The following is a 13,962-nucleotide window of genomic DNA, read 5'->3' on the forward strand; positions in this document are numbered from 1 at the left end:
ATGAGGGCATGGAATATGACGCTTCGCCTCTTTTTCCATAGTGATGACCTCAAGGCCAACGTGGAAGTACTGGAATGTACGCCTCACGAGAACGAGTTCGCGGTGGAGCTGCGCGCAACACTGTTTCACCCTCAAGGCGGCGGGCAGCCGTTTGACACCGGCTGGATCGGCGACAGCCAGGTGTTGCGCGTGGTGCAGGATCCGGACCGGATCATTCACTTCGTCGACCGTCCCGCACCTCTCGGCATGATCCAGATTCGCGTTGATGAGCCACGTCGTCAGTTCAATACGCGAATGCATTCCGCCGGCCATTTGATCGGCCATTTCGTACAAGCCTTGGGCTGGATGCCGATCAAGGCTCATCACTGGCCGGGGGAAGGACGTGTGCAGTTCAAACCGACGGACTCCGCACAGGAAGTCGATGCCCAAACCGTCGGGTTCGGTATTGAACAGTGGATCGCCCACGACCTGCCGCGCCTGACATCGCTGCGCGAAGGCGCCCGGGAAATCGGTTTCGGTGAACTGCCCGCCTACGGCTGTGGCGGCACCCATGTACGTAGCCTGAAGGATTTGGGCACGGTCACGATCGCTTCTGTTTCGCAGAAGAAAGGAACGCTGTCAGTCCACTACAGCGTGGATTGAGCAACAGGGCGATGCCGGACACGGCCTCGCCCGGCGCCGGGGAGCCTGCACTCGCAGGTTCCGTTGACTATCCGATAGATGGACCTGAACCATGATGCTTGACGTCGAGCGTCTCGATGAGACGTGCATAAAAAAACTGGCCAACGAAGAAGTCCTCGCCATCCGGGTCAAAGGCTTCCTGGCCCCGCCGCTGGCGATACAGATCGGCGACAAGATTCTCGCGCCCGGCTTTGAAGGCTATATCAACGCGCCGAGCATCGGTCGAATCGGCATGGCGTTTTATGAAGCGGAAAACCAGCCACTGCTGATCGAGGATTATTTCGAGCGCGCCACACGCAACATCGCGGAGTTACGCAACCGATGCGCACCCTATTCGTCGCCGGTCGACACCTTGCGTTGCATGCTCGATGAGTCCTGGCCGGCAGGTGCGCATCTGGAAAACCTCTACGGTCGCAAGATGTATGTCGGACTGTCCCGGGTGGTGAAACCCGGCGTGTGTTTTCTGGCCCACCACGACATTTTCGCCAAGGACGCCCCGGACAGTTTCCAGGCCAAAAGCCTCGAGGCGCAGTTCGCCTGCAATGTTTATCTGAACATGCCCACCGAGGGCGGCGCGCTGCAGATGTGGAACCACGACATTTCCCCGGACCAGTTCGACGAAATGCGCGGCGACAGCTACGGCATCGATCCGGCGTTACTCGGCACTCCAGCTCTGGAGGTCTGCCCCGAGCCGGGTGACTTCATCATGTTCAATTCGCGCTGCATGCACTCGGTAACGCCGGGTGTGGCCGATCCGCGCTTGAGTCTTTCATTCTTTGTCGGCTATCGCGGCAATGCTTCACCCCTTACGTTCTGGAGTTGAGATGCAGTATTCGAATTACCTGGGCGAGTTTCTGGCGCTGGCGACTATCCATTTTCTGGCTGTGGTCGCACCTGGGCCGGACTTTGCGGTCACCATCCGCCAAAGTGTACGTTTCGGTCGAGGGGTGGGGATCTGTACGGCGCTGGGCATCGGCGCGGGCATTTCCGTGCATGTGCTTTACACCCTGCTCGGCGTCGGCGCATTGATGCACACCACGCCCTGGCTGTTGACGGTGGCCAAGATCGTGGGTGGCGCCTACATCCTGTATCTCGGCGTCAGCCTGTTGCGCAGCCAACCCAAATCGGTGCTGGAGGGTGAAAAGGAAGCAGACGAACCGATGGTCGAGCAAACGCTGCTGAAGGCGTTCACCACCGGCTTCCTGACGAATGCCACCAATCCCAAGGCCACGCTGTTTTTCCTGGCGATCTTCACCACCCTCATCAGTGCCACGACACCGCTCAACATTCAAGCGCTCTACGGCGTCTGGATGTGTTTCGTGAACGCGTTGTGGTTTGTGATCGTCGCGCTGTTTTTTTCCAGCGTCCGGGTGCGCGTGCTGTTCATGCGCATGGGGCACTGGTTCGAACGGACCATGGGGGTGATTCTGATTCTGTTCGCCGGGCGCCTGATTCTGTCGATGTAAGGACCGCCCATGAAAAAGGCCCGCTCAGTCTGACTGGCGGGCCTTATTTTCTGGCTCGGATACACATCGCGCACAAACAAAAACGCCGCTCAATGAGCGGCGTTTTTGTGAATTTGGAGCGGGAAACGAGACTCGAACTCGCGACCCCGACCTTGGCAAGGTCGTGCTCTACCAACTGAGCTATTCCCGCAAATGGCGTCCCCTAGGGGACTCGAACCCCTGTTACCGCCGTGAAAGGGCGGTGTCCTAGGCCACTAGACGAAGGGGACACGCTGCCCGGAACACATGGTGTGTGTTTCGGTGCCCAGAGCCGTATCCGAAGACTTGGTTCTGGTTTCACTCAGCCCTGCCCGAAAGCAACGCTGTTTAAAATTGGAGCGGGAAACGAGACTCGAACTCGCGACCCCGACCTTGGCAAGGTCGTGCTCTACCAACTGAGCTATTCCCGCATATTGGCGTCCCCTAGGGGACTCGAACCCCTGTTACCGCCGTGAAAGGGCGGTGTCCTAGGCCACTAGACGAAGGGGACACACGTACAACATTCACTCCCTACCGCGTTTCGCTGTGTGCTTTACGCTGTAAGTGGCGCGCATTCTATGGATGGATTGAAGGGTCGTCAACCCCCAGATATAAATTTATTTAAATCAATGACTTCGCCCTGCTTTGAGCGGTGAATACGGCTTTTTGCTCGCCCGGGGTTTGACGCCTATATTCTGACACCCGCCAAGACGTTATAGTCCACCCACGTAGCAGATGATGGCAATGTGCACCTCACACGCTATTACTTATATAAGCAGCGTTGCGGTCGATACAGACTGAAGGATGTTCGATCCAACCCGTCGAGCGGCCCTATGCGCCCCCAAGCCAAGCCACTACACTCGCACGCGAATCCCATAAAGAGGTCTTACCGGTGACACCACTCATGATCACCCTGCTAGTCGTAGCCGGGATCGCACTATTGATCGCCATTGGGTACATGAACCATGTGGTGGAAAACAATAAACTGGAAAGGGCCCGCACCAAGGTTGAACTCAACGACCGCCTGCGTCGCTGCGGCGAAATCACCGAGACCTTTCCCGGCCAGCTGATGACACCGGCTCTCAAGCTGCTGCTGACTCGTCTTGAGCTGAACGTCTGCCAACGCCTGTTGAACCTCGAAAAGTCCAGTGCCAACCTCAAGGTGCGAATCAGTGAACTGACCACCTTGGTCGCCCAAGGCGAATCGATCCCGGTCAACAACCCGCCGGCACCGATCCAGACCGAAGCCAAAGCGAAGGACGTACGCTTCCTGCTCGAAGCGCTGCACGGCCAGATCACCCGCGCCGCACAGGATGGCTTCCTGCCAACCAACGAAGCCAAACGCTGGATCCGCGAAGTTCGCCACATCCTGGTGCTGCTGCACATCGAATTCTTCAACAACCTCGGCCAGCATTCCCTGCAGCAGAACCAGCCTGGCCAGGCTCGCCTGGCCTTCGAACGCGGCGTGCAGTACCTGCGTAAACAGCAGGAACCGCAGATCTACGCCGAACAGCTCGAATACCTGGAAAAACTCCTGGCCCGTGCCAACGCACAAGTCATGGACAACATTGCACCGGTTGAAGGCGAAGTGAACCAACTGACCGAAGGCCTCAAAGACGTCGAGGCGGATGCGGACTGGAAGAAGAAAGTGATTTACGACTGATCGGAACTGTTTTGAAGAAACCACCTGAAGAGGTGGTTTTTTTTGCGTTGAGTTTGATGGGTAATTACATTCGATAAAAAATGATCGGCTGTCAGGCCGCCATCGCCGGCAGGCCAGCTCCCACAGGGGTTTTGGTACATCCGCGAGAACAGGTCGGCTGGTCGGCCGCCATCGCTGGCAGGCCAGCTCCCACAGGGATTTTGGTACATCCGCGAGAACGGGTCGGCTGTCAGGCCGCCATCGCTGGCAGGCCAGCTCCCACAGGGGTTTTGGTACATCCGCGAGAACGGGTCGGCTGTCAGGCCGCCTTCGCTGGCAGGCCAGCTCCCACAGGGATTGTGGTACGTCCGCGAGAACGGGTCGGCTGTCAGGCCGCCTTCGCTGGCAGGCCAGCTCCCACAGGGGTTTTGGTGCATCCGCGAGAACGGGTCGGCTGGCAGGCCGCCATCGCTGGCAGGCCAGCTCCCACAGGGGTTTTGGTGCATCCGCGAGAACGGGTCGGCTGGCAGGCCGCCATCGCTGGCAAACTCAGCTCCCACAGGGTCGAGGAGACCCACGAAAATCAGGTCGGCTGTCAGGCCGCCTTCGCTGGCAAACTCAGCGCCTACAAGAGCAGATCGACGCACACCCACCAAACCACGAGGCCGAGCGTTAGCTCGCCTTGCGCTTTTGATCTGCCCGCCCCTTCGGGAGGCTGAGCGGAGGTTCTGCGCAGTGGGCAACCCGGCATGGATGCCGGGTTAGCCGCGCACGGCCATGGATGGCCGATCGCGGCGGGCCCACGGAGCAGGACCGGAGCGAAGGAACGCCGAGCCTAAGCGAGGGGCCGGACGCCGGGGCGAAGCGTTTTGCTTACTTTTGGGCGTCTGCAAAAGTGAGTCGCCGTAAGGGCGAAACCGCCAGCCGCCGTTACCGCAGCAATGGATATGCACACCACCACCAAGAACCTGGTCGGCTACCAGGCCGCCAAGTCCTCAAGCCTCAGAGCCTGAAATGCCCGACCATCCCCTTCAACTCAACCCCCAACTGCGCCAACTCGATACTCGACGCCGCATTCCCCTGCATCGCCAAGGAAGACTGATCCGCACTGGCCCGAATACTGGTCACACTGCGGTTGATCTCCTCAGCCACCGAACTCTGCTCCTCCGCAGCCGCCGCGATCTGCTGGTTCATCTGCTGAATCAACGACACCGCCGCCGCAATACTGCCCAAGGCACTTTCGGTCTGTAGCGCATCACTGACCGCCAGCTTCACCAACTCGCCACTGCTCTGAATCTGATGCACCGACGACTGCGCTGCCGAGCGCAAGGCACTGACCAGTCGCTCGATTTCCTCGGTCGATTGCTGAGTCCGCTTCGCCAGGGCCCGCACTTCATCGGCAACCACCGCAAACCCCCTGCCCTGCTCGCCGGCGCGCGCCGCCTCGATGGCCGCGTTAAGCGCCAATAGGTTGGTCTGTTCGGCCACGCTTTTGATGACACTGAGCACCGTGCCGATATTCTGGATTTCCGCACTCAGACTTTCGATGCTCGAACTGGCCGACGACGCCGAGTCCGCCAGTTGCTCGATCCGCGCCATGCTCTGGCGCACCACCGCCTGGCCACTTTCGACCTTGCCGTCCGCCGTTTGCGCAGCCTGGGCAGCCTCCTCCGCGTTACGCGCAACGTCGTGCACGGTAGCGGTCATTTGATTCATCGCCGTAGCGACCTGCTCGGTTTCTTCCTTCTGGCTGCTCACTTCAAGATTGGTCTGCTCAGTCACCGCCGACAGCGACTGAGCCGAACTGGCCAACTGCTCGATGCCCGCCTGCAGACCGCTGACAATACTGCTGAGCCCCGCGCCCATCTGCTGCATGGCCTGCATCAATTGGCCGATCTCATCACGACGGGTCACTTCAACCGTCGCACTCAAATCGCCCGCGGCAATCTGCTGAGCGACGCGAATCACACTGCGCAGCGGTCCGACGATCAATCGGGTAATCACCCAAGCCGCGATCAGCCCGACCAGCAAGGCCAGGGCCGACGAACCGATAATCAGCAATGAGTTCTTTTTCAGCTCGGCCTGCATCGACTGGTCTTCGGCGACGTAGGCCTGGTCCACCCGCTCCACGACCTGCGCGGCGCGTTGATGCAACTGCTCGTAAACGGTTTTTTCCTGAGCCAGCAGGCCGGTGTATTCCGCCAGTTTTTCGCTGAAACCGCCGATATGCCCAACCACTTCATTGAGGACAGTCAGGTAGCCTTCATCCTTGACCGTGGTTTTCAATTGCTCGGCCTGAGTCAACGCCTGGTCGGCCTGCTCGATCTTGCCTTGCCCGGCGCTGTCGTCGCCCTTGCGGCTCTGGTCCAGGCGCACACGTGCTTCGTTCATGGCTTGCAGCATCAGCCGCGATACCTGGCTGACCTGATTGGCTTGCTCGATGAACTGGGAACCGTCCTTGCCTTCGGACTCCTTCAGGGCATAGGCGCCATCATCGGCGAGCCCGGCCTGCAACACGTCAAGATTATTGGCCACGCTGGAGACCGACCAACTGGCCATTTCCAGTGCAAGGTCCTTGGCCTGGCTCAGCGAGACGAATTCGTCAAACGCTTTGCGGTAAGCCCCCAATGACTGTTCGACGTCGCTCATCACGGGTACGTTGGCCGGCGATTGCGCCTTCAGCTGATTCGCCAGGACGACCAGGCCATCGACACCCTCGTGCAAGGCCGTGACAATTTTCGGGTTGCCGTGCAAGGCGTACTCCTGCTCGAGCAGGCGCACCTTGAGTAAGCCACTGTTGAGCGACGACATCTGTTTGAGCCCGTCGAAGCGATGGCTAATGGTTTGCAGGGACCATACGCCGATGGCCGCCACCAGGGCTGTCAACAACAGCACCAGCACAAACCCGACACCCAGTTTTTTTGCCATACCGAGGTTGGCAAAACGTCCTTGCACGGCCGAAATCATTGCACTTAGTCCCCTGACATAGTCTGTTGACGCAGATTCGCAACCGGCCTGTGTCAACACAAGTCTCTGGCGTCGGAATAATGGCAAAAAGCTACGCCAACGTCGTTTTCAGAACGCTTGAGGTCGATCCGGAGCGGTGGCCTGAAAAAACGCCCGGGCTCGCGGATCACAGGCGCAAGCCACATTGATACGCTGCCAGTCACTGGCCTCACTGGCGGGGCTGAATGCCGTCGTGGAAGACAGCAGGACGCCGAAGCGCCGTGCCTGTGTCCGCACGTGAGCGTAGTCGGACTTGCGCGATCGCGCCCAGATGAACAAACCGCCGACGGGTTTGCCGAAAACCTCCCACTCGGCATCTTCCAGCACCTGCAATGCGGCTTCTCGGTCATGTCTCAGACGCTGCCGCAGCCGCAGCACCAACTTGCGGTAAGCACCGCTGGCCAGCAGGCGGGCCAGTACCGACTCACAAAATCCGGAAGCACCCAGACTGCTGATCCGCTTGACCTCGGCCAGTCGCGAAATAACCTCGGCACCGGCCACTACAAAGCCGACCCGCAATGAGCTGCTGAGGGTTTTGGAGAAGCTGCCGACGTAGATGACGTTGTCATCAGTATCCAGCGCGGCGAGACGAGTACCGGGGCCACTGTGCAGGTCCGCGTAGACGTCGTCCTCAATCACCAGCACGCCGTGGTTTTTGGCCAGATGCAGAATCCGCTGCGCCACCACCGGCGTCAGGTTGCTGCCAGTAGGGTTGTGATAGAAGCTGTTGATGAACAACGCACGGGGCTTTTTCTCAAGCAGCAGTGACTCAAGCACCTCGATGTCCGGCCCGCGCGGGGTGCGCGGGACTTCGATCATCGAGACGCCATGCAGCCTGAGCAGCTCGAACAGCAAGGAATAACCGGGACTTTCGACCACGACGCAATCACCCGGTTTGAGCAAGGTACGCACGATCAGGTCGAGCCCCTGACTGGCCCCTGCTGTCGTCATGATCCGGTTTTCTTCTGCGTCGATATCCAGCGGGCTCAAGCGTTTGATGATTTGTTGACGCAACGCAAGCAGCCCCAGCGGCGAGCTGTAATTGAACAGACCAGCCATGTCGGTACGGCTGACCTCCCGGATTGCATAAGTCAGATCATCCGTTTCGCGCCAGCTTTCGGGGAGCCCTCCACCCCCCAGATTCAGCCCGCCCGCAGCGTTGAATGGCTGCAACTCCGCGCCCTCGAACCAGGGTGAATCCGCAGCGGCCAACGTGGGGGCAGCGACAATGAATCCGGCGCCATGACGCGACGCCAGCACCCCTTGAGCCACCAGCCTCTCGCACGCTTCAACGACGCTGGACAGGCTGAGTAAATTGGTCCGCGCGATTTGCCGTGCAGACGGCAAACGCGTCCCCGGTTCTATGTCGCTCTGACGCAGCCAGCACGCTAACGCGTCGACGACTTGCTGTACGACCGGCACCAAGGCCTGTCGATCGATTCTCAATTCCATGAGCAAGCAAACTCCTGTTCGTTTGACGGAATCAGTTAATCACAGGCGCGCTCGATGGGCTGTGCGACAACGCCGTCAAAACTCGTGGTTCTAACCATTTGAAACACATTGCCTGGCACTTTCACGGAGCAAAAAACGGGGGTTGGGGTTGGGGTTGGGGTTGGGGTTGGGGGTACATATCCATTGCTGCGGTAACGGCGGCTATTGGTTCCGCCCTTACGGCGGGTTACTTGGAAAAGCGCCAAGTAACCAAGCGCTCTCGCCCCTGACGTACGGTGCCTCGCTTAGGCTCGGCATGCCCTCGCTCCGGTCCTGCTCCGTGGGCCCGCCGCCATCGGCCATCCATGGCCGGGGGCGGCTAACCCGGCATCCATGCCGGGTTGCCCACTGCGCAGAACCTGCACTCGGCCTTCCGACGGGGCAGATCAAGATCAAAAACAGAGCGAGGCGGTCTGGTAGCCGACCTGAAGTCCACCAAGATCATCGGCGGTGAACACACATTTCATTTCTGCCAAAAATCACTGTGGGAGTTGGCTTGCCAGCGGAATAGGCCGGGCGGTAGCCACCCCGGCCATGGATGGCCGATGGCGGCGGGCCCACGGAGCAGGACCAGAGCGAGGCACCGAACGAAAGGCGCAAGAGCGCTGGGTTCCTGGGCGCGTTTCCAAGTGACCTGCCGTAAGGGCACAACCAATAGCCGCGGTTACTGCGGAAAAGGATATATCCACCAACAACCGCCGCAAATCAGAACGCGGTAACGCCCCCATCCACTGCCAGCGAATGACCGGTCGTAAACGCAGCACCATCGCTGCACAGATACAGCACTGCACTGGCGATCTCTTCAACCTTGCCAATACGACCCACCGGATGCATGGCGCTGGCGAACTCGCCCTTCTTCGGGTCGGCTTCATAGGCGCGGCGGAACATGTCGGTGTCGATGACCGCCGGGCACACCGCATTCACGCGGATTTTTTTCTTGGCGTATTCGATGGCCGCCGATTTGGTCAGGCCGATCACCGCGTGTTTCGATGCGGCGTAAATGCTCATCTTCGGCGCAGCGCCCAGGCCGGCGACCGAAGCGGTGTTGACGATCGCGCCACCGCCTTGTGCCAGCAACAGCGGCAGCTGGTACTTCATGCACAACCAGACGCCCTTGACGTTAACGCCCATGATCGCGTCGAACTCGTCGACCGTGCCTTCGGCCAGTTTGCCTTTTTCAATCTCGATGCCGGCATTGTTGAAGGCATAGTCGAGACGGCCGTAGGACCTCACCACCTCGTCCATCAGATTTTTTACATCGCTTTCCACGGTGACGTTGCAACGCACGAAGGTCGCTTCGCCGCCTGCCGTGCGAATCAGCGCCACGGTGCCCTCGCCACCAGCCGTATCCATGTCGGCCACTACCACTTTCAACCCTTCGGCGGCGAACGCCTGGGCGGTCGCGCGACCGATACCATTGGCAGCGCCCGTTACGACGGCGACCTGGCCGGAAAACGTCATGCTCATTGTTTTGTCCTCGAAGAGAAGAATGCGGGGTTTCGCTTGCGCCCAGTCTAGCCACAGGCGCTACCGCCACGGCAGCACTATCAGAAGGCCGGTTGGGCGCCCATGAGTTGCAGTGATAGAACCGCCACACTGACTATCACTGCACTGGATCGATGTGCATTCGCCGCATCAGCCAAACTTGCGGGGCGGTCCATGAAGGTCTATCAACAAGACTTCATTCATCTTGAGTGCCTGTCATGACTACCCAGACCAATCGCCAGTTCCTGCTTGCCAAACGTCCGGTGGGCGCGGCTACCCGCGAGACGTTCACCTATCAGGAAGTACCGGTCGGAGAGCCGGCCGCGGGTCAGATCCTGGTCAAAAACGAATATTTGTCCCTGGACCCGGCCATGCGTGGCTGGATGAACGAAGGCAAGTCCTACATTCCGCCGGTTGGTATCGGCGAGGTCATGCGCGCATTGGGCGTAGGCAAAGTCGTGGCGTCGAACAATCCAGGTTTTGCGGTCGGTGACTATGTCAATGGCGCCCTGGGGGTGCAGGATTATTTCCTTGGCGAGCCGCGCGGTTTCTACAAGGTCGATCCGAAACTGGCACCGCTCCCGGTTTATCTGTCCGCACTGGGCATGACCGGGATGACCGCCTACTTTGCCCTGCTCGATGTCGGTGCGCCAAAAGAAGGCGACACGGTGGTGCTGTCCGGTGCGGCCGGGGCGGTGGGCAGTATTGCCGGGCAAATTGCCAAGATCAAAGGTTGCCGTGTGATCGGCATCGCGGGCGGCGCGGACAAGTGCAAGTTCCTCATCGACGAACTGGGTTTTGACGGCGCCATCGATTACAAGAACGAAGATGTCGTCGCCGGCCTCAAGCGTGAATGCCCGAAAGGCGTCGACGTTTATTTCGATAACGTCGGCGGCGATATCCTCGATGCGGTGCTGAGTCGCCTGAACATGAAGGCACGGGTGGTGATTTGCGGCGCCATCAGCCAGTACAACAACAAGGAAGCGGTCAAAGGGCCCGCCAACTACCTGTCGCTGTTGGTGAACCGCGCACGGATGGAGGGCTTTGTGGTGATGGACTATGCCGCGCAGTTCGCCGCTGCCGGACAGGAAATGGCCGGCTGGATGGCCAAGGGGCAGCTCAAGAGCAAGGAAGACATTGTTGAAGGGCTGGAGACGTTCCCGGAGACGCTGATGAAATTGTTCAGCGGAGAGAACTTCGGGAAGTTGGTGCTGAAGGTTTAACGCAGTTACCGAAGTGTCCACAAAAAAATGTGGGAGCGAGACCGGCTCGGCGATAGCGCTATATCAGACAACATTGATGTCGACTGATACTCCCTCATCGCGAGCAGGCTCGCTCCCACATGGGATCTTCAGCGTTTGGTCAGGCGATTTCGGCCACTACGTCTGCCAACGCCTTGGCCGGATCCGCCGCCTGGCTGATCGGACGGCCGATCACCAGGTAATCGGAACCGGCATCCAGCGCCTGACGCGGGGTCAGGATGCGGCGTTGATCGTCCTGGGCGCTGCCCGCCGGACGAATCCCCGGGGTCACCAGTTGCAACGACGGGTGAGCCGATTTCAAGGCCTGGGCTTCCAGTGCCGAGCACACCAGACCGTCCATCCCGGCTTTTTCCGCGAGTGCCGCCAGGCGCAGCACCTGCTCCTGCGGTTCGATGTCCAGACCAATGCCTGCCAGGTCTTCACGCTCCATGCTGGTCAGCACGGTCACGCCGATCAGCAGCGGTTTCGGGCCGCTGCGCTGCTCCAGCACTTCACGGCAGGCAGCCATCATGCGCAGACCGCCGGAGCAATGGACGTTGACCATCCACACGCCCATTTCCGCCGCCGCCTTTACCGCCATGGCGGTGGTGTTCGGGATGTCGTGGAACTTGAGGTCGAGGAACACTTCGAAACCCTTGTCGCGCAAGGTGCCGACGATTTCCGACGCGCAGCTGGTGAACAGTTCCTTGCCGACTTTGACCCGGCACAGTTTCGGGTCCAACTGATCGGCCAGCTTCAGTGCGGCGTCACGGGTGGGGAAATCCAGGGCGACGATGATAGGAGTCTGGCAGACGGACATGTGCGGGCTCTCAGGCAGGACGAAATCGGCGCGCATTGTAGCGGAACCAGCGCGGCTGCGGGACCCGATGATCGGTAAATCGTCGTCGGCGCTCAGCCAAGACTAGCCCGTTCGCCGATTGTGTCGAGACCGATACACACACGACACGCCCGCAACACCCTTGTCCGCTACCCTCGGCAGCCGCAACACGTCCTTACAGCACTTCCCGCCTCAGGGCCGGACGCCTATGCTGAAGCCACAACCTCGCAGCCTATCTTTGTGGTTGGCAGCCTACCTGGCAGATGAACGCACGCATGCACAGCACCCAAGCCCCCTTGAACGACGATCAAAAAGCGCCCGGCGACGACAAGCGCTGGAGCATTCGCGCGCTGATCGTCGACGATGACGTCCCGATCCGCGAACTGATGATCGACTACCTGGCCCGGTTCAACATCCACGCCAGCGGCGTCACCGATGGCGCCGCCATGCGTCTGGCGCTGCAAGCCGAGCATTTCGACGTGGTGGTGCTTGACCTGATGCTGCCCGGTGAAGACGGTCTGTCACTGTGCCGCTGGCTGCGCGCCGAATCGGACATCCCGATCCTGATGCTCACCGCACGCTGCGAACCCACCGACCGGATCATCGGCCTGGAACTCGGCGCCGACGACTACATGGCCAAGCCGTTCGAACCCCGAGAACTGGTCGCGCGGATTCAGACCATTCTGCGGCGAGTGCGCGACGACCGCACCGAACAGCGTGCGAACGTTCGCTTCGACAACTGGCGCCTGAACAGCGTCCTGCGCCAATTGATCGCGGCGGATGGCCTGGTGGTTCCGCTGTCCAACGCCGAATTCCGCTTGCTGTGGGTGTTCATCGAACGGCCGCGCCGGGTGCTCAGTCGCGAACAGTTGCTGGATGCAGCGCGTGGTCGCTCGATCGAAGCCTTTGATCGCAGCATCGACCTGCTGGTCTCGCGTCTGCGCCAGAAACTCGGGGACGACCCGAAAGCCCCGCAGTTGATCAAGACCGTTCGCGGTGAGGGTTACCTGTTCGACGCCCGAGACATCGGCTGATGCGTGCGCGCTTCGATACGCTGTTCGGCCGCCTGTTTGGCGTGCTGCTGGTGGCGATTATCCTGGCGCATCTGCTCGCGTTTGCCTGGTTTCATCATTACGGCCCACCTCCGCCGCCGCCACCGCCGGAGTTCTCCCAAGGTCTTGACGGACAACGCCCGCCGATGGACCCGCGATTCGACAAGCGGCCACCGCGGCCCTGGTTCGGCGGGCCGCTGGTGCCACTTACATTCCAGCTGATTTCGCTGATCATTGCGGCCTGGTACGGCGCAAAACTGCTGAGTCGGCCGATCCAGCGCCTGAGCGACGCCGCCGAGCGCCTGAGCGAAAACCTCGACAGCCCACCGCTGGACGAGTCCGGCCCACGGGAATCCCGGCAGGCGGCCTACACCTTCAACCTGATGCAAAAACGCATCATCGAACAGATGCAGCAGCGTTCGCGGATGCTCGGCGCGGTCTCCCATGACCTGCGCACGCCGCTGTCCCGGCTCAAGCTGCGGCTGGAACAGATCGACGACAACAAACTGCAAGGTCAAATGCGCCAGGATCTGGACGACATGATCAGCATGCTCGACGCCACCCTCACCTACCTGCACGAACAGCGCACCAGCGAGGCCCCGCAATGGATGGACGTGCAGGCGCTGGTCGAATCCCTGAGCGAAAATGCCCAGGACCAGGGTTCTGATGTCCAGGCCAACGGCCACTGCGCACCGTTGCAGGTCCAGCCGATGGCCCTGCGCTCGTGCATCAACAACTTGCTGGACAACGCCCTGCGTTATGCCGGGCAGGCGCAGATCGCGCTTGAAGACCATCGCGAACACCTGGTGATTCGGGTTATCGACCATGGACCGGGGATCGCCGCGGATAAACGCGAAGCCGTGTTTGAACCTTTCTTTCGCCTCGAAGGTTCGCGTAATCGCAACTCCGGTGGTGTCGGGCTGGGGATGACCATTGCGCGCGAGGCGGCTGAACGGCTGGGTGGGCAATTGACGCTGGAAGAAACCCGAGGTGGCGGTTTGACCGCGGTTATCCGTCTGCCTCGCACCTGAGCCAGACACAG

At 60.3% G+C, this 13,962-nt stretch carries 11 protein-coding genes, 4 tRNA genes and 1 pseudogene; 7 read left to right on the top strand and 9 right to left on the bottom strand.

Translation table 11 applies throughout. The annotated features are described in order from the left end of the window. Positions 1–15: 15 nt before the first annotated feature. The 3 genes from ACM6I5_RS28850 to ACM6I5_RS28860 all read left to right on the top strand — a co-directional run bounded on the left by ACM6I5_RS28850 (position 16) and on the right by ACM6I5_RS28860 (position 2,147). Positions 16–642, top strand: a complete 627-nt coding sequence (locus ACM6I5_RS28850; RefSeq protein WP_414885149.1) for an alanyl-tRNA editing protein — start codon at positions 16–18, stop codon at positions 640–642. A gap of 91 nt (positions 643–733) precedes the next feature. Next, positions 734–1,504, top strand: coding sequence for a 2OG-Fe(II) oxygenase (locus ACM6I5_RS28855; RefSeq protein WP_017340139.1), 771 nt, complete (start codon positions 734–736; stop codon positions 1,502–1,504). Between the two features lies 1 nt (position 1,505). Next, the gene (locus ACM6I5_RS28860; RefSeq protein WP_017340140.1) at positions 1,506–2,147 is read left to right on the top strand and encodes a LysE family translocator; all 642 of its coding nucleotides are present in this window, start codon (positions 1,506–1,508) and stop codon (positions 2,145–2,147) included. Between the two features lie 114 nt (positions 2,148–2,261). On the opposite strand, the gene ACM6I5_RS28865 is transcribed toward ACM6I5_RS28860, so the two are convergent. From ACM6I5_RS28865 to ACM6I5_RS28880, 4 genes are all read right to left on the bottom strand, one after another. Next, positions 2,262–2,337 (bottom strand) — tRNA-Gly (locus ACM6I5_RS28865). Between the two features lie 3 nt (positions 2,338–2,340). Further along, a tRNA-Glu gene (locus ACM6I5_RS28870) sits at positions 2,341–2,416 on the bottom strand. A 104-nt stretch (positions 2,417–2,520) separates the two neighbouring features. Continuing rightward, a tRNA-Gly gene (locus ACM6I5_RS28875) sits at positions 2,521–2,596 on the bottom strand. A gap of 4 nt (positions 2,597–2,600) precedes the next feature. After that, positions 2,601–2,676, bottom strand: a tRNA-Glu gene (locus ACM6I5_RS28880). 393 nt (positions 2,677–3,069) lie between these two features. Here ACM6I5_RS28880 and ACM6I5_RS28885 point away from each other — a divergent pair. After that, positions 3,070–3,828, top strand: coding sequence for a hypothetical protein (locus ACM6I5_RS28885; RefSeq protein WP_017340142.1), 759 nt, complete (start codon positions 3,070–3,072; stop codon positions 3,826–3,828). A gap of 981 nt (positions 3,829–4,809) precedes the next feature. Here the strand turns inward: ACM6I5_RS28885 and ACM6I5_RS28890 are convergent. The 4 genes and pseudogenes from ACM6I5_RS28890 to ACM6I5_RS28905 all read right to left on the bottom strand — a co-directional run bounded on the left by ACM6I5_RS28890 (position 4,810) and on the right by ACM6I5_RS28905 (position 9,771). Further along, a complete protein-coding gene (locus ACM6I5_RS28890) occupies positions 4,810–5,691 on the bottom strand; it encodes a methyl-accepting chemotaxis protein (RefSeq protein ID WP_414885171.1) in 882 nt (293 codons plus the stop codon). Between the two features lie 27 nt (positions 5,692–5,718). Beyond that, positions 5,719–6,774 (bottom strand): annotated as a pseudogene (locus ACM6I5_RS28895) (HAMP domain-containing protein); the annotation flags it as partial. Positions 6,775–6,882: 108 nt separating this feature from the next. Continuing rightward, positions 6,883–8,265 carry a PLP-dependent aminotransferase family protein gene (locus tag ACM6I5_RS28900; protein WP_414879096.1) on the bottom strand — a complete coding sequence of 461 codons (1,383 nt, stop codon included), beginning with the start codon at positions 8,263–8,265 and terminating at the stop codon, positions 6,883–6,885. A 744-nt stretch (positions 8,266–9,009) separates the two neighbouring features. Beyond that, a complete protein-coding gene (locus tag ACM6I5_RS28905) occupies positions 9,010–9,771 on the bottom strand; it encodes an SDR family oxidoreductase (protein WP_017340145.1) in 762 nt (253 codons plus the stop codon). 236 nt (positions 9,772–10,007) lie between these two features. On the opposite strand from ACM6I5_RS28905, the gene ACM6I5_RS28910 reads away from it, so the two are divergent. After that, entirely contained in the window at positions 10,008–11,012 is a 1,005-nt protein-coding gene (locus tag ACM6I5_RS28910; protein ID WP_017340146.1) for an NADP-dependent oxidoreductase, read from the top strand. A gap of 139 nt (positions 11,013–11,151) precedes the next feature. Here the strand turns inward: ACM6I5_RS28910 and pyrF are convergent, their stop codons facing one another. Then, positions 11,152–11,850 (bottom strand): orotidine-5'-phosphate decarboxylase, encoded by a 699-nt coding sequence (gene pyrF / locus ACM6I5_RS28915; protein WP_414885150.1) that lies wholly within the window; start codon positions 11,848–11,850, stop codon positions 11,152–11,154. Between the two features lie 293 nt (positions 11,851–12,143). On the opposite strand from pyrF, the gene ACM6I5_RS28920 reads away from it, so the two are divergent. After that, on the top strand, positions 12,144–12,902 hold the full coding sequence (locus ACM6I5_RS28920) for a response regulator (protein ID WP_017340148.1): 759 nt from the start codon (positions 12,144–12,146) through the stop codon (positions 12,900–12,902). Then, positions 12,902–13,951, top strand: a complete 1,050-nt coding sequence (locus ACM6I5_RS28925) for a sensor histidine kinase (RefSeq protein WP_414885151.1) — start codon at positions 12,902–12,904, stop codon at positions 13,949–13,951. Before ACM6I5_RS28920 ends, ACM6I5_RS28925 begins: the two co-directional genes overlap by 1 nt. The last annotated feature ends 11 nt before the right edge of the window (positions 13,952–13,962 follow it).

Source organism: Pseudomonas sp. IT-P171 (assembly GCF_949767765.1).
Taxonomy (GTDB): domain Bacteria; phylum Pseudomonadota; class Gammaproteobacteria; order Pseudomonadales; family Pseudomonadaceae; genus Aquipseudomonas; species Aquipseudomonas fluorescens_B.